Origin of the sequence: Bradyrhizobium sp. LTSP885, from assembly GCF_000938305.1 — a bacterium.
Lineage (GTDB): Bacteria > Pseudomonadota > Alphaproteobacteria > Rhizobiales > Xanthobacteraceae > Bradyrhizobium.
In genome coordinates, this window is sequence record NZ_JYMT01000042.1 from 287,274 (window position 1) to 303,939 (window position 16,666).

16 protein-coding genes and 2 tRNA genes are annotated in these 16,666 nt (G+C 60.2%); 7 read left to right on the top strand and 11 right to left on the bottom strand.

Annotated elements, in window-relative coordinates:
- The first annotated feature begins 76 nt into the window (after positions 1–76).
- Positions 77–841, top strand: coding sequence for a MetQ/NlpA family ABC transporter substrate-binding protein (locus UP09_RS30390; RefSeq protein WP_044542662.1), 765 nt, complete (start codon positions 77–79; stop codon positions 839–841).
- Between the two features lie 16 nt (positions 842–857).
- Here the strand turns inward: UP09_RS30390 and UP09_RS30395 are convergent, their stop codons facing one another.
- Positions 858–1,715, bottom strand: a complete 858-nt coding sequence (locus tag UP09_RS30395; protein WP_044542030.1) for a LysR family transcriptional regulator — start codon at positions 1,713–1,715, stop codon at positions 858–860.
- Positions 1,716–1,825: 110 nt separating this feature from the next.
- Between UP09_RS30395 and UP09_RS30400 the strand changes: the two genes are divergently transcribed.
- The gene (locus UP09_RS30400; RefSeq protein WP_044542031.1) at positions 1,826–2,407 is read left to right on the top strand and encodes a DUF4865 family protein; all 582 of its coding nucleotides are present in this window, start codon (positions 1,826–1,828) and stop codon (positions 2,405–2,407) included.
- Between the two features lie 41 nt (positions 2,408–2,448).
- Here UP09_RS30400 and UP09_RS30405 read toward each other — a convergent pair whose 3' ends face one another.
- Positions 2,449–3,861, bottom strand: a complete 1,413-nt coding sequence (locus UP09_RS30405) for an LLM class flavin-dependent oxidoreductase (RefSeq protein ID WP_044542032.1) — start codon at positions 3,859–3,861, stop codon at positions 2,449–2,451.
- A 412-nt stretch (positions 3,862–4,273) separates the two neighbouring features.
- On the opposite strand from UP09_RS30405, the gene UP09_RS30410 reads away from it, so the two are divergent.
- Complete coding sequence (locus UP09_RS30410) at positions 4,274–5,599, top strand: O-acetylhomoserine aminocarboxypropyltransferase/cysteine synthase family protein (protein ID WP_044542033.1); 1,326 nt, start codon at positions 4,274–4,276, stop codon at positions 5,597–5,599.
- Positions 5,600–5,630: 31 nt separating this feature from the next.
- Positions 5,631–6,428, top strand: a complete 798-nt coding sequence (locus UP09_RS30415) for a MetQ/NlpA family ABC transporter substrate-binding protein (RefSeq protein ID WP_044542034.1) — start codon at positions 5,631–5,633, stop codon at positions 6,426–6,428.
- Here UP09_RS30415 and UP09_RS30420 read toward each other — a convergent pair.
- Positions 6,360–7,766, bottom strand: a complete 1,407-nt coding sequence (locus UP09_RS30420; protein ID WP_082070347.1) for an FAD/NAD(P)-binding protein — start codon at positions 7,764–7,766, stop codon at positions 6,360–6,362. The genes UP09_RS30415 and UP09_RS30420 overlap by 69 nt on opposite strands.
- Positions 7,767–8,692: 926 nt before the next feature.
- On the opposite strand from UP09_RS30420, the gene UP09_RS30425 reads away from it, so the two are divergent.
- Entirely contained in the window at positions 8,693–8,908 is a 216-nt protein-coding gene (locus UP09_RS30425) for a hypothetical protein (RefSeq protein WP_156164909.1), read from the top strand.
- A 21-nt stretch (positions 8,909–8,929) separates the two neighbouring features.
- Positions 8,930–9,883 (top strand): aliphatic sulfonate ABC transporter substrate-binding protein, encoded by a 954-nt coding sequence (locus UP09_RS30430; RefSeq protein ID WP_044542035.1) that lies wholly within the window; start codon positions 8,930–8,932, stop codon positions 9,881–9,883.
- A gap of 459 nt (positions 9,884–10,342) precedes the next feature.
- Here the strand turns inward: UP09_RS30430 and UP09_RS36485 are convergent, their stop codons facing one another.
- The 7 genes from UP09_RS36485 to UP09_RS30465 all read right to left on the bottom strand — a co-directional run bounded on the left by UP09_RS36485 (position 10,343) and on the right by UP09_RS30465 (position 15,456).
- A complete protein-coding gene (locus UP09_RS36485) occupies positions 10,343–11,611 on the bottom strand; it encodes a caspase family protein (protein WP_052833258.1) in 1,269 nt (422 codons plus the stop codon).
- A gap of 203 nt (positions 11,612–11,814) precedes the next feature.
- A complete protein-coding gene (gene tolA / locus UP09_RS30440) occupies positions 11,815–12,198 on the bottom strand; it encodes a cell envelope integrity protein TolA (RefSeq protein ID WP_044542037.1) in 384 nt (127 codons plus the stop codon).
- Between the two features lie 48 nt (positions 12,199–12,246).
- Positions 12,247–12,329, bottom strand: a tRNA-Arg gene (locus UP09_RS37860).
- 733 nt (positions 12,330–13,062) lie between these two features.
- Positions 13,063–13,386, bottom strand: coding sequence for a tyrosine-type recombinase/integrase (locus UP09_RS30450; RefSeq protein WP_044542039.1), 324 nt, complete (start codon positions 13,384–13,386; stop codon positions 13,063–13,065).
- A complete protein-coding gene (locus UP09_RS30455; RefSeq protein WP_245302275.1) occupies positions 13,383–13,793 on the bottom strand; it encodes a helix-turn-helix domain-containing protein in 411 nt (136 codons plus the stop codon). Before UP09_RS30455 ends, UP09_RS30450 begins: the two co-directional genes overlap by 4 nt.
- A 235-nt stretch (positions 13,794–14,028) precedes the next feature.
- Positions 14,029–14,949 carry a hypothetical protein gene (locus UP09_RS36490; RefSeq protein ID WP_156164851.1) on the bottom strand — a complete coding sequence of 307 codons (921 nt, stop codon included), beginning with the start codon at positions 14,947–14,949 and terminating at the stop codon, positions 14,029–14,031.
- Positions 14,950–15,379: 430 nt separating this feature from the next.
- Positions 15,380–15,456: transfer RNA gene (locus UP09_RS30465), tRNA-Arg, on the bottom strand.
- A gap of 273 nt (positions 15,457–15,729) precedes the next feature.
- On the opposite strand from UP09_RS30465, the gene UP09_RS30470 reads away from it, so the two are divergent.
- Positions 15,730–16,101 (top strand): hypothetical protein, encoded by a 372-nt coding sequence (locus UP09_RS30470; protein ID WP_156164852.1) that lies wholly within the window; start codon positions 15,730–15,732, stop codon positions 16,099–16,101.
- Between the two features lie 144 nt (positions 16,102–16,245).
- Here UP09_RS30470 and UP09_RS38255 read toward each other — a convergent pair whose 3' ends face one another.
- The gene (locus UP09_RS38255) at positions 16,246–16,383 is read right to left on the bottom strand and encodes a hypothetical protein (RefSeq protein ID WP_197082769.1); all 138 of its coding nucleotides are present in this window, start codon (positions 16,381–16,383) and stop codon (positions 16,246–16,248) included.
- Positions 16,384–16,666: the final 283 nt, after the last annotated feature.

A 16,666-nucleotide genomic window follows, 5' to 3' on the forward strand; every position in this document is an offset into this window, starting at 1 on the left:
GGCTCGGCAACGGCACGCAATGCCGTGGCTCCGAGCCAGAGATTCACAGACGTTGGAGACATTCGTGCGCATCTTGATGACTGCTATTGCTCTGGCCGCGTTGCTGGCCGGCAGCGCCAGGGCCGAGACGATCCGGGTCGGGGCCACGGGTGGACCGCACGCCGAGATACTTGACGTCGTGAAGAAAGTGGCGGCCAGCCGCGGGCTCGACATCAAGGTCGTCGAGTTCACCGACTACGTGGTTCCGAACCAGGCGCTTGCCCTGAAAGACCTTGAGGCCAATTCGTTCCAGCACGAGCCTTACCTGAAGAACCAGATCTCCAAGACCGGTTGGAAGATCGTCAAGGTCGCCACGACGATTGCCTCGCCGCAAGGGGTCTATTCGTTGAAATACAAGAAACTCGCCGACCTGCCCGAGGGGGCGCGGGTCGCGATCGCGAACGATCCATCCAACGGCGCACGCGGCCTGATGATCCTTGCGTTGCATGGCCTGATCAAGCTGAAGGACCCGACCAACGTCGCGTCGACCATCGCCGATATCACCGACAATCCGAAGAAGCTCCGCTTCATCGAACTCGATGCCGCGCAACTGCCGCGCTCGTTGCAGGACGTCGACCTGGTCTCGATCAACAACAACTATGCGGTGCAGGCCGGCCTCAATCCCGCCGTTGACGCCATCGCCCACGAAGCTGCCGATGGACCCTGGGTCAACATCCTTGCCGTGCGCGAGGAGGACAGGGACAAGCCCTGGGTCAAGCAGCTGATCGACGCCTATCATTCCGACGAGGTCAAGGCATTCCTCAACCAGCGATTCAAGGGCACCTACATCGCGACCTGGTGAGCATCGGAAGAGACGATCACAGGCGGGGCGCGGTGGCGCGGATCGCGGCGGCCAGCGTCTTCAGCGAATGCCTGGCCTCGCGGTCCCTGCGCGACAGATGAAGCACGACGGCGCGCGAAGGCAGTGCCGGGAGATCGAGCCGACCGCCGACATCGATCGTTCCCGCCGGCGCGACCCGGCGGCCCAGGGCCGCAACGGCGAGGCCAGCCGCGACGGCGGCTCCGATCGTCGCAACGCCCCCGCCGACGAACACTTCGGTCCAGGCGATGCCGGCCTTGTCCAGCGCTTCGATCGCCATGCTGCGCACGCTGCAAGGATCGGCCTGGGTTGCCAGACGCAGCGGCTCGCCGCGATGGTATTCGAAATCGGACGATGCCATCCAGCCGAACGCCTCCTGGATGATGACCTCGCCGCCGCGCCGACGGCTGTCATGGCGCAGCACGATCGCCGCGTCGATGACGCCACGATCGAACTGGTCGAGGACATCGCGTGACGCCGCAACGCGGATCTCCAGCACAAGCCCCGGCTCAGCGTCGCGCATCCGTCGCAGCAAATGCGGCAGCTCGGAGCCGACGATATGATGGCTGATGCCGACGATGAGCCGGCGCGGCGGAACGCCGAAGCAGCCGAGCGCGCTGTGATGTGCGGCGATAAAGGCGCGCGCCGGCTGCAGGAACGCGTTGCCGTCGGCCGAAAGCCGGACGAGCCGCGGCGTACGCTCCAACAGCCTGCGGCCGAGCGCATCCTCGAGTCGCTTGATCTTCAGACTGACCGCGGATTGCGAGCTGTCCATCGCCTCCGCGGCGCGGGTGAAGCTCTTCAGGTCGGCGGTGAGAACGAAGGCCTGCACGGCCTCCGGATCGAGCGTCTTCATGAATCGACCATTTCATTTCGAAATCATTGAAACACTATCTCATGCGGTTTTCGAATGATCAATACGAGCTTAGTTTTCGGGTCGTCACTCTGCTCAAAAGGAACAACCCGATGATCACCGCTCACTACGCTCACCGTCTGCCCGCGGATTACGACATCGCGCTTATTCGCGAGCGCGCAAAGAAGCGCGGCGCGATATGGGATGCAGTGCCCGATCTCTTCTTCAAGGCCTTCCTGCTACGCGAGCGCGGCCGCTTCGGCGCCATCGCCAGCAGCTATTCCTCGCTCTATCTGTGGCGACACGACGAGGCCTTCCGCGACTTCCTTGTCAGTGGCCGCTACAAGGTGGTGACCGACGGTTTCGGTCGTGCGGAAATTCAGACCGGCTTTGCCCTGGATGCCCGCAAAGGCAGCGGACAAGTCGCCCGTTTCGCCTACAAGGACGAGCGAAGGATCGCGCTGGATGCCGACCTGACGGCGACCTTTGCCGCCGAGATCGAGCGCAGTGGGAAGGAAGCCGAAAAGGCCGGCGCGGTCGCTGCCATCATCGCGATCGACGCGAAGAACTGGACCCTGACGCGGCTCGTGTTATCCGAACACGAGCCTGACGGCGAGCAGCGCGGCGAGGCCTACGAAATTCTGCATCTGGCCAGGCCGCTGCTTGAAACGCTGCCGCGCGCGGCCGACCAGTAAGCTGGCGGATTCCGGTGCGCATCTGGATCCTTGCCGCTGTGCTATTCGGCGGCGTCGGATCGGACCGTGCCAGGGCCGGGCGAGGGCGCCCGGCGAAAGCTTGAACCCGGATGCGTGGCGTGAAGCAGCGGTCCGCGTCCAGGGAACAGCTTTTCGCGCAACGTGCCCTCGCGATAGGCGGTCTTGTAGACGCAACGCGACTGCAACTCCGGAACCACGAGGTCGACGAATGCGGTGAGTGATTCCGGCGCAACGAGCCGGAACAGGTTGAAGCCGTCGACGTCGGTTTCATCGGCCCAGGCGATCAACTCGTCCGCCACATCCTGCGGCGAGCCGACCACAAAGGGCGATCGCGCGCCGACATGGCTGAGCGTCGCGAGATCGCCGACCTTGACCGGGCGATCGCTGCGCAGCGTAAAGTTCTCCACCATCGACTGGATCGCGTTGCTCTCGACATATTGCACCGCCTGGTCGGGGCGGTAGGTCGAGAAATCGATGCCGGTCCAGCCCGAGAGCAAAGCGAGCTGGCCGGTCTGATCGACATGCGCGGCGTATTCCTCGAGCAGATCGTTGGCTTCCGCGCGGGTTGGTGCGACGATCACGGTCGCCCCAGCAAACAGGCGGATATCGTAGGGATCGCGGCCGAATTCTTTTGCGGCGTCCCTAATATCGCGGACGGTCCTCGCGAGAATCGGCTTGGTCTGGCCATTGAGGAAGATCGCTTCGGCATGCCTTGCCGCAAAGGCACGGCCGCGCTTCGAGGCGCCGGCCTGATACAGTAGCGGGGTCCGCTGCGGCGAGGGTTCCGCGAGATGGATGCCGTCGACCTTGTAATGACGTCCCTCGTGACGAACCGGATGGATCCTGGCCGGATCGGTGAAGATGCGGGACGCACGGTCGCGGCGGACCGCGCCATCCTTCCAACTGCCTTCCCACAATTTGTAGGTCGCGGCGAGAAACTCTTCGGCCGCCTCGTAACGCTCGTCATGCGCACGGTTGGCATCAAGCCCCATCCCGCGTGCGCCGCTGTCGAGATAGCCTGTGACGATGTTCCAGCCGATCCGTCCGTTGGTGAGGTGGTCGAGCGTCGAGAAACGGCGGGCGAATTGGTAGGGGTGCTCGTAGGTGAGGTTGGATGTAATGCCGAAGCCCAGATGTTTTGTGACCAGCGCCATGGCCGAAACGAGTAGCGTCGGCTCGGCATTCGGCAACTGGACGGCGTGGGTCAGCGCCGTCTCCGAACTGCTGCCATAGACGTCATAGGTGCCGAACACGTCGGCCAGGAAAATGCCGTCCAGCAGACCGCGCTCGGCGGTTTTGGCGTAGTCGACCCAATAGTCCAGCGAATTGTAGTTGAGCGAGGTGTCGCGCGGGTGCGACCACAGGCCGGCCCAATTGTGGCTCGGCGCCATCATGTTGAACGCGTTGAATCGAAGTTCTCTGGATCTGGCCATCGATTTGTTCCGGCAATATGGGTGCCGGGAAGGTTTATCATTTCACCGGGGTGGCTTTGTTTTCTATTCGGCTGACCGGCATCAAAATCGTGCTCCGCTTCAATTCCTGCTCAGCAAAGTTTCGCTCTTGCTCTTCCGTGTCACGGATCGAGGCGGGAAATGCTGCAGCACAATTCGCTTCCATTTGCAGAATTGTGTTCCGGGAATTGTCGTGTCGCGCGTCAGTCGCGGCTTGGATGCGGCGAAACAAAAGCCACGCGATCGGTGCATCGCCTGAAAGATTCGCGGCGCAATGCGGTGAGGAGCCAGCACGCTCATCGCTATTTTCCCGAACGTCTCGACAGCGGCAAAAGCGCCGCGCATCATTTCAAAACGCGTAGCGCTTGGTTCACGGATCTCAGGAGATTTCGAAATGCCGGTCGAAACAAAGAATGCCGAGACTCTCGCCTTGCATGGTGGGTCCTATCGGGCCGATCCAGCGACCGGAGCGGTCGCCGTTCCAATCTACCAGACCACCTCGTTTCAGTTCGAGAACACCGATCATGCCTCAAAGCTGTTCGCGCTGGAGGCGATCGGGCAGATCTACACCCGGATCAAGAACCCGACCACCGATGCCTTCGAGGAGCGATTGGCGGCGCTGGAGGGAGGTGTCGGCGCGCTGGCCGTCGCGTCGGGCCAGTCGGCGACGGCCTACGCGATCTTCAACATCGCCCAAGCCGGGGATAATATCGTTTCATCGACCGATCTCTATGGTGGCACCTGGACGCTGCTGTCGCAGACGTTGAAGCAATTTGGCATCGAGGTCCGCTTCGTCGATCCGGCAGACCCCGAGAACTTCCGCCGGGCCACCGACGCGAAGACCCGCGCTTACTTCGCTGAAACCCTTCCGAACCCGAAGCTCAATGTGTTCCCGATCCGGGAAGTCGCGGACATCGGGCGTTCGCTGGGCGTGCCGCTCATTCTCGACAACACGGCCGTGCCGCTCATTGCGCGCCCCTTCGACCATGGCGCCGCGATCGTGGTCTACTCGACGACGAAATATATCGGTGGCCATGGCACATCGATCGGCGGTGCGATCATCGATGGCGGCAATTTCGACTGGGCGGCGCATGCCGAGCGTTTCCCGTTGCTGAATCAGCCGGACGACGCCTATCACGGCGCGATCTGGACCGAGGCGGCCAAGCCGTTCGGCCCGATCGCGTACATCCTGCGCGCGCGCGTCAAGGTGCTGCGCGATCTCGGTGCCGCGCTCGCGCCGCAGAACGCCTTCCAGTTCATCCAGGGGCTCGAGACGCTGCCGCTGCGGCTGCGCCAGCATAACGAGAATGCAGTCAAGGTCGCCAACTTCCTCGCAAGGCAGCCCACAGTCTCGCATGTGATCTTCCCCGGCCTGCAGAGCGGGGAGAACCGGCGCCGCGCCGACACTTATCTCAAGGGCGGCTTTGGTGGATTGGTCGGATTCGAATTGAAGGGCGGTATCGAAGCCGGCCGCCGTTTCATCGACGCGCTGAAGTTATTCTATCACGTCGCCAATATCGGCGATGCTCGCTCGCTGGCGATCCATCCCGCCTCGACCACCCACCAGCAACTGACAGGGGCGGAGCAGCTCTCGGCCGGCGTGACGCCTGGTTATGTGCGCCTTTCGGTCGGGATCGAGCATCCTGACGACATCCTCGCCGATCTCACCCAGGCCCTCGCTCAAGCCGAAATTGGTGACAGCGCCCGCAAGGCGGCCTGATCGACAACCCAACAAGAAACGGATCTGAATAATGAAGAAACTCTTGCGCCTGGCGCAGGCCGTTGGCCTGTCGCTTGCTTTGACCGGCGCCGTCTTGGCTGATGAACCTCTGAAGATTGCCACCAGCGCCGGTCCGGTCGGCCAACTGGCTGCTTTTGCAGCCAAGCTGGCCAAGGAGAAGGGACAGGATGTCAAGATCGTCGAGCTGTCGGATTGGGTTGCGCTGAACGAGGTCGTCAATAGCGGCGACATCGACGCCAATTTGTTCCAGCACGGCACGTATCTCGCGATCCAGAACAAGCAGCGCGGCTTCAATCTGGTTCAGGTCGACAAGGTCGGCGTGATCGCGCCGGTCGGGCTGTTCTCGAAGAAGATCAAGTCGCTTGACGAAATCAAGGCCGGCGACAGCGTTGCAATCCCGAATGAACCGCTCAATGGCGCACGCGGACTGATCCTGCTCGAGCGCGCCGGACTGATCAAGCTGGCGCCGGGGAAGGGCTTTTCCGTCAGCCGGTTCGATATCATCGAAAACCCGAAGAATCTGAAGATCGTCGAGCTAGATCCCGCCCAGACCTATCGCTCGCTCGATGATGTCAGCCTCGCGCTTGTCAACATCACCTATCTGATCCCGGCCGGCGGCGACCCGAAGTCGGCGCTGCTGATCGATCGCACGGTTGATGATGGTCTGGTGCTGCGCTTCACGGCACGGCCGGACAAGAAGGACGATCCGCGCCTGAGGGCCTTCATCGAGGTCTTCAACTCACCCGAGGTCAAGCAGTTCATCGAGCAGAAGCTGCCGGCCTTCATTCCGGCCGGCTTCAGCAGCTGAGCGGGCCAGCCGGGTTGCGAGCCCGCTGCATTGGTTGCGGATGTCGGGGATTGCGATGATTTCCCAGAACGCCGCGCGGGTCAGCGGACCGACCGCGAACAGGCGCCGCGACGGAATGCCGTCACGGTCGACGATCGCGCAATTGCCATCGGTCTCGATGCCGATCGAGAGCGGATCGACGCGCGCCAGGCCTTGGTCAAACAGGCTGCGCACCGCCGGGTTGGCGGTGGCGCGCGGATCCTTGACGATACCGGTGCAATCGACGACGGCGCCCACTTGCATACTGTGGACCTGCATGTCGCCGCGCCGGCGGTAGGTGATCTCGGCACCAGCCTCGTTCGGCTCGATCCTGGTCGCCTTTGCCGCCATCATGGTAACCTTTCCGGCAGAGAGCGCTTCGATGATGCGGGCCTCGACTTCCGGCGCCATCCGATGCCGATGGACGTCCCACCAGGCACGCGCGTGCTCGAGGAAACGGCGTTTTGACCGCGGCGGTAGCTCACGCCACAACCGCTGTGTATAGGGACGAAGACCGTCGATGACGCTGCGCCAGTCACCGCCCTGGGCGACATGCGCATCAATGTGATTGCGAAGCCAGCGCAGCAGTCGACCGACGCTGGCGCCGAAGGGAATTTCGGCTTCCTCGATCTTCACCGCATCGACCCGGCGATGGGGTTTGGCGAGAAGGCCGCGGCGCGACATCGCGACAATCGGTCCCCGATGTCCGTCGCGCAGCAGCGACAGCACGTAGTCGATCATCGTGAGCCCGGTGCCGAGGATCAGCACGGCTGCATCCGCGTCGATCGGAGCGGCGGACGGCGGCGCCCAGGGATCGGCATGGCCGCGATGGGGAGCTCTTGTGTCGTGTCCGGTCGCGAGAACCACGAAGTCACCGTCAAGGCGACGACCGTCGCTCAGCATGACCGCCACCTCAGCCTGTCCCTCGCTGATCTCGATGCAGGTGCCATGCACGATCGACAGATCCTGCGCGTCGGTTGTCCGTTGTTCGAGCAGGCTCGCGATATAGTCGCCATAAATGCGCCGGGGCACGAAACAATAGGGATCGGGACACAGCGGCACATCGACCTCACGCGAGACCAGCCAGCGCCAGAAGTGATCCGGCTGGTCCGGCAGCGCACTCATGTTCGCAACGCGTACGTTGAGCAGATGGTCGGGATTGCCGGTGTGATAGGCGATGCCGCGGCCGATATCGGGGCGCTGCTCGATCAGCGTGACACGAAGCTTGGAGGTTGGCTGATGCAGCAGTTGGTAGGCGAGCAGGACGCCACTGGCTCCGCCGCCGACGATGATTATGTGCCGCCTTCCGTATCCCGTCATGCTGCCTCTGCCGATCAGCCGGCCGTACAGTATGTACGGCGCGAGGGAATCAACTGCTAGAAAGCAATGCGATCAATTACGCCAGCGACGGCTCCAGCCGCTGATGTGTCGGGGCAGTCAAGACGTCTGCTTTGGACCCTCGGGACGGAAGCGAGGGGAACTAGCCGTGCGGTCCAAACAGGAAGATCTCGTGGAAGTTATCTGTTCCGTCCGGGTTCGCTGAGCGCACAAGCCGTCGACGCCATCTTTTAAGCTGTCGGGCTGTGCGGCCAAGAACGTAAAGCCAGGAAGATGCCTGCAAGACAGAAGCTCCTTCGCATTCCACGTCGCACGAAAGCTAACACGCCTTTGTTCTGGCCGCTCGTGGAAGTCGAGCGCGCGATTGATTTTGAAATCGAACGCATGCGCGGACGACCTTTGCGAGAAGAGTTATTCCGTCGTCTGGAGCGAAGCGGAAAAATCATTCCGGCGACATCTCGGTGAAAGCCTGCTGGGGTTCGCTTTGCTCCGGTTCCCGTTTGCCGATGCACTAGTTTGCACACGCCGGAATCAGTGTTGGCGAGGAGATCACCGTCGCTGCAATAGGCGCCACACATAAGTGTGCTCATTTCTCCGCCTGCCGCGAACGAGGTACCGCGCCGATCCCGCAACTTTGGATACCCATTTCATTGACCATCGTGCTGTTCCACTAGATATTCGCGAGTAGCAGGTTGTGCTGCTCAAGGTCACCGCAATGAGAACGAGAGACGAAAGCTTGATGCGCGACATGCGAAGCCGCATGCCCCATCGCTGCGTCTCGGCGGCGACCGGCGTCTGTTGTTGTTGTTGATCGCTTCGACACATTCAAAGCCAACAACAATCCGACAGGAGCGCCGATATCAGGCGATTGAGCACGCATGTCCCAAGCCCACATTTCTCAAGCCCACATTTCTCAAGCCTATGTCATCGAAGTATCAAACCAAACCGCGGGTATCGTTGTCAGCGATAACAGTGGCTTCTGCTTCTTCTCCTCCGAACGCGCCTTTGACAGCCTTGACGGTGGTTATTTCAGCTCCGCGCGTGCCGCCGAACGCGCGGCGAGGGCGCTGGTCGAGCGGCGCCGGCAAGCCCGGACTCAGCCGGCGTCAACCTCTGGCATCTAATCGATATCTGAAAGGACAGACATGACCACGAGACGTAGCATTCTTGCGGCCGCCCTGGTGCTCTCAGCACTTGCAATCTCGCCGGCAGTTGCGGAAGACAAGCCAACCGAGATCCGGATCGGGACGCAGAAGGGCGGCCTGTTTCCCGCCGTCCGCCAGCGCCACACCGTGGAGGACGCATTCAAGCCGCTCGGCATCGAGGTCAGGTGGATTGACTTCCAGTTCGGACCGCCGCTGCTCGAAGCAATCAATGTCGGCAGTGTCGATTTCGGCTTCGTCGGCGATGCGCCGCCGATCTTCGCACAGGCCGGTGCCGCCAAAATCCGTTATGTTGCGGCGGTGACGTCGGACGGCAACAACCAGGCGATCATTGTGCCGGGGAACTCTCCGATCAAGACGCTGGCCGACCTCAAGGGCAAGCGAATTGCATTCGGCAGGGGATCCAGCGCCCACAATCTGCTTGTCGCGGCGCTCGAGAAAGCGGGGCTTTCCTGGAGCGACATCACGCCAGCGCCGCTGGCGCCGGCCGACGCAACCGTTGCTTTCTCCAGTGGTGTCGTCGACGCGTGGTCGATCTGGGATCCTTACCTTGCGCTGGCGGAGCTCAAGGACAAGGTGCGCGTCATCGCCTTCGACAAGGACGTGCACAAGCCGAACGCGTTCTACATCGCCGGATCCGACTTCGTTGATAAGTACCCATCCGCTGTTGCAAAGCTCAACACCATCTTCGCCGCTGAAGGGACCTGGGCCGCCGGCCACCGCGAGGAGGTGGCTCGTGCCCAGGCCGATGCCACCGGCGTGGACATCGAGGCGATCAGACGTTTCGTCGACCGGTCCAACTATAAGGTGGTGCCCGTCGATGCTGACATCATCAGGAGTCAGCAGGCCGTTGCTGACCGCTTCGCCCGGATCGGGCTCATTCCGAAGCCGATCAATGTTTCGGATATCGTCTGGAAATGGACTCCGGGGTCGTGAGGCATCGCCTGGCAGGAGCGCATGGGGTTTCACGCTTTCGCGCAATTGTGTCTGAACGGGATGGCTTCGATTTCCGACGACGTTTGATGTTCTAGAACTCGCCCTCGAAGGTGCGCGCCGCCAAAATATCGAAAACAACCCCATGCAAAGTAGCAGGCCCGCGCCTGCATTCGACAGGCGACTTGACATGTCGGGCAACTCAGAGGCACACTTTCACTATACCGAAATCGCGCAGACGCTTCCCGCCCCATCCTCGCGGACGCTGCGGTGAGAGCGCACTTAGTTGCCGCTTGCAAGGCGCCAGCCGTGCGTCGATTGAGTGCACTGTCAGCGTAACTTCGTAACTTAAATCAGGGGTATATTGGCTTGTGGGTCAGCCTGGCGTTTCCAAGCGATTGCGGGCCATTGTTTAAGTTGTGGCCCACCCGGCCATGCTCGTCGCCTTCGTCCGCTAAAGCGCTATTTGGAGCCGACGAAATAGAAGTCTTGCCGGCCAGAAATTGAGCCGTAACTGAAAGGTTGCTGCCGCCGATTGGTAAGTTCCAAAACGTCGTCGCGAACTAAGTCAAACAAACGACGCACCTCAACATCGGGGATTTGAACTTCCCTAACGAAAGCTAATGTGAACGGGCTGTCGACGCCTTCCCCATCAAATGCCTGCTGCCCATCTTTTGCGGCGTAGACAACAAGGGTCCCGGCGTCCGGTTCGATCGCTGCAAGCCCGCTTGAAACTGATCGAGACGCAACCGCTAGCGTTCGCTTCATCCGAACCTTAAATGGATTGTCGCGGCACGCATCGAGTATCACGAGCCGAAGCTTCTTTGCGCGTTCAGCAGCGTTGAGAACTTGTTCCAACGACACAGCTTCAAAGGCAGTATCTCGATCAGCAGCGATCTTAGCATCGGTCGGCACGAGAAAATTTACACCCCCAATCTCCATACCGTGACCCGCGTAGTAAATGATTGCCCAATCGGCCTGATTCGCTTCCAGAGCAAATTTTTGTAAGGCGGTCTCCATCGCCCCCTTCGAAAGGTTAGTCAGCAATGTAACCGCGTTGAAGCCAGTTTGCTTTAGAGTCTCAGCGACCAACCGCGCATCCCGCTCTGGGTTAGGTAGCTGCGGAACGCTTGCATACGTTGAGTTACCAATGACAAGTGCAATGCGACGATCGGTTGACGATCGATCGTTTTTCTCTCGTTTGGCAGACGAGGCGGTCGAACTGGCGGATGGCGCAACTGTCTGGTCGATCGATGTCGAAGACAAAATTTTATCGAGGAGCGAAATTCGTCCCGCTGCTCCGCACGACAAAGCAGATCCTTTGATGTGCCAATTAGGTCGAATAAGGGTCTGGAGACCTTGCATGGTCCAACCCAACGTAACCATGTCCATCCCCGGACCGTCGAGCGACAGATGTTCAACGTTTATGAACAATCTCTGACCATCGTCGAATTCAACGGAGAAGCCAGTCGGCGACATGCCGCGCTTGTCAAACGCGATCTTCGCTATCTTTCCTTCAAACGAAAAGGGATGGCCTGGGTCACATCCCTTCGACAAGTTAGAAAGCGACACGACCTTATCGTGAAACACTTTGTACTGGACACCTTTCGGATCGGAACTCTTGTGCCAGCCTTCCATTCCGTAGTCAGAATCGTCTTGGGCCCGAACGCTTGAGCCAAACCAAGTGATTGACAGCGCCAAAAAAAGCATGGCGGCACGTTTGAAGGGCACGGATAACCTCCTCAGTTTTCCTCTTCAGTTTAATACTAATCAGCCGGTTGCTCGGGAAGAGCGAGTTTTTCGGCAACCGCTCCTGCAATGTGGAATTTTCCAGCGGGAACGAGCACTTCGGGAACGAGCTAAGGAACGACAGTCGAGCACAAAATTATGGGTCCAGCGCCGTCACCGTAATTCCGGCGCCCACGCCGCCGTTGTCAGCGATTCGGGACGGGTGCGAAGACAAACACGAACAGCTTCCAGCGCTCATAGCCACTATCGGGAAGCTTGATCGGCTGACACTGCGTCACGGCGCTGATCGCATCCGCGACGGCCATCTGGTAGGCGTCGGTCCCGTTCTTCTCTTCGGGCACCGGAGTGCCATCGAGCGACCCGTCAGGCTTGAAATGGACCATCAGGGCGACCTTTTGATCCCGCGCGGCGTCTCGCGGCTTCCAGCAGCGCTGAATCTGTTTGTAGATCGACGTAGCCTCGGTCGAGAGCTGCTTCGGCGGAATCGCATTGGCCGGTTGCGCGTGCGCGACGCTGGTCAGAACCGCACACGGCAGGACAATGGTTGCGAGCAGCCTCGGCGTGAACATGACCCGATGACCCTTGTGGTGAGACGCTTGCCCTCAGACGTCAATCACTGGCGATCCCAGCAGGATTCGAACCTGCAACCCACGGAGTAGAAATCTTCCGAGAAGCGTGTCTTTTCAATAGGTTAGAATTCCGGTGTTGCGGTGGCGTTGCGCGGGGCGAGGTAGCCGGGATAATATCGAGGGGTTACCCGTGTTGGAGAACGACGGAGGAATCATGGTGAACGACGAAAAAGAGATTAAACCCCTGGAAGATATTTTGTACGCGCGAACTATGACCACAGGACATATTTCTGAGGCCTTGAGCCCGCAGGCTCCAGTCGCGCCGCCGGCTCCGCCAGCTCCGCCGATTGAGCCACCCTCGGAAGCGCCGACACCTCGCCCCGAAGCGGAAAAGTGAATCATCTAGTTCCCGACAAAGAAACGATCGACCTCGTCACCTTCTACGCCGGTGTTGCGACGATCCTAGCTATGCCCTTCGGCGTTGGCGCAGTTTGGTATGCCGCACGTCAATTATCTCTCGCGCGCAAGGCAGGATCCGGTGCTTCACTAATCGCTCCGAGCGAAGCATTTAGACAATGCTGGAGGGAGTTCCTTTCGGCTTCAGACGACACTAAACGAAGGTACGCTTTCGGCGATCTCGCAAACAGCCTCGAGGTTGCCTGCGCGGTCTTTCGGGACAAGGTGTTCTTCGGGCGATCCGCAGATCTACTCGAGAATTACCTGGTTAGCGTTTTTCCGCTCATCGAGGGAAACGCGGAAGCTCGGGCAAGGATGGAAAGTCTTCTACAGACGTCACGAACGTTCGAAAATGTAGTGGAGTTTCTAAAGAACCACCGCGACGAAGGCCTTCCCCGCCTACCGACATCACCCCAGTAAGCGCGCCTGTACTGATTCCGCCGCCCGTTGATCCCCTTCGGCATCTGCAAACAGGTGCCCATAGATATCGAACGTCACCTTGATCGAGCTGTGCCCCATTAGGCGCTGGATCTGCTTCGGATTATAGCCGCTCTCGATCCGGAGTGAGGCACAGGCGTGCCGCAGGCTGAGTAACTGGATATGGCTCGTCAGTTCTACATCGGCTTCGCGCGGAACACGGGCCTCGAAGCGGCGATAATAACTCGCCCGGGACACGCCGGCGAGCTTGCAGAGATGCTGAACGTCGACTTTGCCGGCGTCAGATGCAGTCATGACTTCGATGACTTCCGTGAGACGGGCGCGATTGAGCCTTGCCGATCCGCTGCGTCCAAGGCGCGCAAGGCTTTGTGAAAAAAATCGATATCGAGCGCCTGTTGTCCGATCTTGCGTTCAAGTTCGGCAATCTTCGCCCGCGCCCTGGCCAGTTCGCCGCGGCTGCCCGTCGCCGCCGGTTCGGCTAATGGGCGTAACTTGCGAGGCCCGGGTTTGGGGCCGCGCTTGCGATTCAATCCCTCAGGTCCGTGGGCCTTCCACGCCTTGATCCAGTCATGCAGAAGCTTGCGCGATATCCCAAGCTTGCGGGCCACAGGCAGAACGCCTTCGCCGCCTTCAGCACGCTTGATCGCCTTCTGTACGCCGTCGGAAACGTCCGGATCGCCATTTTGTCTGTCATCGGTCATCCTCAGGGATAACCTGTCACAGAAATTAGCGTGTCTCACTTACGGGGTGCAGTCCAGCACTGTCACCGTAACTCCACCGTAACTCAGGCCTTGCTTCCATCCGTCGCGAACGCACGAGCCAGAACCAGAGGCGTGGCAGCCGACACCGCAGGATCCGCCCAAAAAAGCGGAGGCGGGAAGTAGGCGACGACGACAAGGGCGCGGGGCTTCTCCCGCGCCCTTTTAAATTGAAGGCCTACTGTAATCCCTGCGGGCTGCTAATCGCACCCACGGGACTGATCGTACCTCCGCCACCGTTATTCAAGAGACTGCTGTCGACATGCGACTGAATGGTGCCACTCAGGCCGACAGCATTGTAAGAGAGGTCGCTGTCGCGAACGCGGACGGTGCCATTCGCAATTATGCCGGTCGCGTTGCCCAGGATGATGCTGGAAGTGATCATCACGGTCGCGCCGGTATCCGTCTCGACGCCCGCCGTGACATGCTGCGACGCGATCGAGTTCTTGATGATGGCCTGAGCGCCGTTTCCAATCGCGAAACCGAAGTTGGAGTCGAACGTGCTGACGTTGTCTAACGTCGCCTTGACTGTCGAGGCGCCCGACGCAGCTGCAACAGCAAGCGCTGTGCCAAAATTGTTTCGGATAACCGTGTTTTTGACGAGGAAAGCGCCGTTGTTTGCGGCGTTAAGAATACCATTCTGAGTGAAACCATCGATCACGCAGTCCTCGATACTGATTGCGTTATTGTTGTTGGTGGTACCGATGATCGAGATGCCCTTTGTGCCGGTGAGAATTCCACTGATGCTGAGACCTCGAAGCCGCACGATCATCGACGGCGCGGAATCCACGTTGATCGTGACTCCGACGGTGCCGGCTGCAAGTATGGAGCCGTAAGTTCCGGTGCAGTCGATGCCAATAGACTTCGTAATCGTCACGACTCCGTAGCCGCCCGGATCGAGACAGTTGATTTCACCCAGCGCTGCGGTTTTCGAGATCGCACCCGCGAAGGTCTTACAAGGGGCCGTGCGGCTGCATGGATTGGCGTCGTCACCGACACCGGATACCCACGTTCGTGTTGCCTGCGCATGAGCCGGAGCTGAAGTCAGAAGCGGCGAAAGCAATGCCGCGGCAAGAGCGAGGATCGCAACGTTTCGCATTGTCACCTCCAAATGAATGAAAAATATCGGCCGGCCTAATAGGCATGCCATAGGCATCCTAACCTTCAAACTGGCCTTGTGTTAAGCGGTAACCTGCGCCCGTGCAGCAGTCGCGGCATGCCGAACGGGCCTTCAGCTTTGCCTTGCAGGTGGTCGCCAAGTTTGATCGCTATCGTGTTGGGTCCGGCGAACATCTGGTAGCCTCCGATTCTAGCGAGGCATCCCATTCGTGGCACGTGGAAATTCGGGGCAACGCACCGCACTGAATGTCGGTGCTACTTCGAGAACAAATCCCGAAAGCGCCATGTACCGTCCGTGTGCCACGGACTAACTGGGACTATTCGGGAAAGGCTGAAATTAAAGGGTTTTCTTCGTAACCTAGCGGTACACCGAAATTCGGCGCTCAATAGCAACATCGCATTGAAAACGTTGGCGATCCCAGCAGGATTCGAACCTGCAACCCACGGAGTAGAAATCCGTTACTCTATCCAGTTGAGCTATGGGACCGTTGCCGTCTTCTACCACCCCCAATATGAAAAATCCGCTGTCGCGCCAAGCCTGTCCCGGCCGATTTTTCGTGATTGGGGATGACGGGGGCCCGGGGGCGCTCGCCGGGTGCGGCATTTTCGCAGCCCATCGGCGTTTGTGAACGAGCCCACAGCTCGCGCTGGGCGTGCGTGATATTACTAAACATGTCCAGCGTGTGATGGCCTGCGCTGGCTGAAGTGACGCGAGACTGCCGGCAGGCTGCGGTTCAAAACCCCATCAATGGAGACGAGAATGACCCACCATATTATGCGTGCAGCATTACCCCTGCTGTGCTTCGCCCTGACAGCATCGGTCACCCCGGCGCTGGCGCAGCAGGCGCCATCGATCCAGGTCGGATCGGATACAAGGGCGAAATCGGAAGCCGAGTGTCTGAAGGATGCGAAGTTCGCGATCACCGAGACCGGCTTCGGTGTCACCTTTACGTCCGGTCCCCACATCGGCGGCGCCGGCGCCCTGAACGGGGTCGGCGCTGCCGTTATCGTCACCTGCCTGTCGCAGGGCGCAAGGACCTTCATCGAAGTGGTGGGCACGAGCCTCGACGGTAACGTGGCAGGCGAAGCCCGCAACAGGGTTCGGACCATTACGATGGGGCCGCCGAGCTGAAACTGTCCCGCCGCAAACAGCCTGGCGTTCGCCAGGCGGTGCGCCGAGGTTGCGCTGGGCCGAAAGCCCAGCGCAACGGTCGCCGGACCGCGGCATTGCGGTGACCGTAGCCAATGTTGCTAGCGGCTCGAACGAAGGCGCGCCCTAACGGAGGCGATCGTTGCCTTGCGCTGGCGGCAGCTTGATCGGGACATGCGGCGAGGTGCTGACGACCCTTACGCTGCCGTCATGGGCGTGGCTTCTAATTGTTTCCAGGATCAGAAAGAACTTTTCCGCAAGCATGGCGAACCTCCGCTGGCGGGTGAATCTGATGCGCATGTTACGGCCGTGCTCGCCTCGAGAACTATGACACATCTCACACTTGTCTCGCACTTGGCCGCCTTCAGCGCCGATGACGACGGCGGTCCGTATCCAAGGTAAATAATCCACTTCCAGCGCGGCTTGCTCCGAACCGATCGTGCGGGCTGCGCGACAAAGGCTGGCGGCGGACCGCGACCTGTGGGTCCGGCGTCAACGGCGTGCCGGTATCCGCCGCCTGCCGCCGGTTAGGGATTCGTCGGGCAAT

What these genes read in the sequence shown, in the direction of transcription:
- UP09_RS30390 (WP_044542662.1), top strand. Translation starts at nt 77, where the DNA reads ATGACTGCTATTGCTCTGGCCGCGTTGCTGGCCGGCAGCGCCAGGGCC.
- UP09_RS30400 (WP_044542031.1), top strand. Translation starts at nt 1,826, where the DNA reads ATGATCACCGCTCACTACGCTCACCGTCTGCCCGCGGATTACGACATC.
- UP09_RS30395 (WP_044542030.1), bottom strand. Translation starts at nt 1,715, where the DNA reads ATGAAGACGCTCGATCCGGAGGCCGTGCAGGCCTTCGTTCTCACCGCC.
- UP09_RS30420 (WP_082070347.1), bottom strand. Translation starts at nt 7,766, where the DNA reads ATGACGGGATACGGAAGGCGGCACATAATCATCGTCGGCGGCGGAGCC.
- tolA (WP_044542037.1), bottom strand. Translation starts at nt 12,198, where the DNA reads ATGTTCACGCCGAGGCTGCTCGCAACCATTGTCCTGCCGTGTGCGGTT.
- UP09_RS30430 (WP_044542035.1), top strand. Translation starts at nt 8,930, where the DNA reads ATGACCACGAGACGTAGCATTCTTGCGGCCGCCCTGGTGCTCTCAGCA.
- UP09_RS30450 (WP_044542039.1), bottom strand. Translation starts at nt 13,386, where the DNA reads ATGACTGCATCTGACGCCGGCAAAGTCGACGTTCAGCATCTCTGCAAG.
- UP09_RS30410 (WP_044542033.1), top strand. Translation starts at nt 4,274, where the DNA reads ATGCCGGTCGAAACAAAGAATGCCGAGACTCTCGCCTTGCATGGTGGG.
- UP09_RS30455 (WP_245302275.1), bottom strand. Translation starts at nt 13,793, where the DNA reads ATGACCGATGACAGACAAAATGGCGATCCGGACGTTTCCGACGGCGTA.
- UP09_RS30415 (WP_044542034.1), top strand. Translation starts at nt 5,631, where the DNA reads ATGAAGAAACTCTTGCGCCTGGCGCAGGCCGTTGGCCTGTCGCTTGCT.
- UP09_RS38255 (WP_197082769.1), bottom strand. Translation starts at nt 16,383, where the DNA reads ATGCTTGCGGAAAAGTTCTTTCTGATCCTGGAAACAATTAGAAGCCAC.
- UP09_RS30470 (WP_156164852.1), top strand. Translation starts at nt 15,730, where the DNA reads ATGACCCACCATATTATGCGTGCAGCATTACCCCTGCTGTGCTTCGCC.
- UP09_RS30405 (WP_044542032.1), bottom strand. Translation starts at nt 3,861, where the DNA reads ATGGCCAGATCCAGAGAACTTCGATTCAACGCGTTCAACATGATGGCG.
- UP09_RS36490 (WP_156164851.1), bottom strand. Translation starts at nt 14,949, where the DNA reads ATGCGAAACGTTGCGATCCTCGCTCTTGCCGCGGCATTGCTTTCGCCG.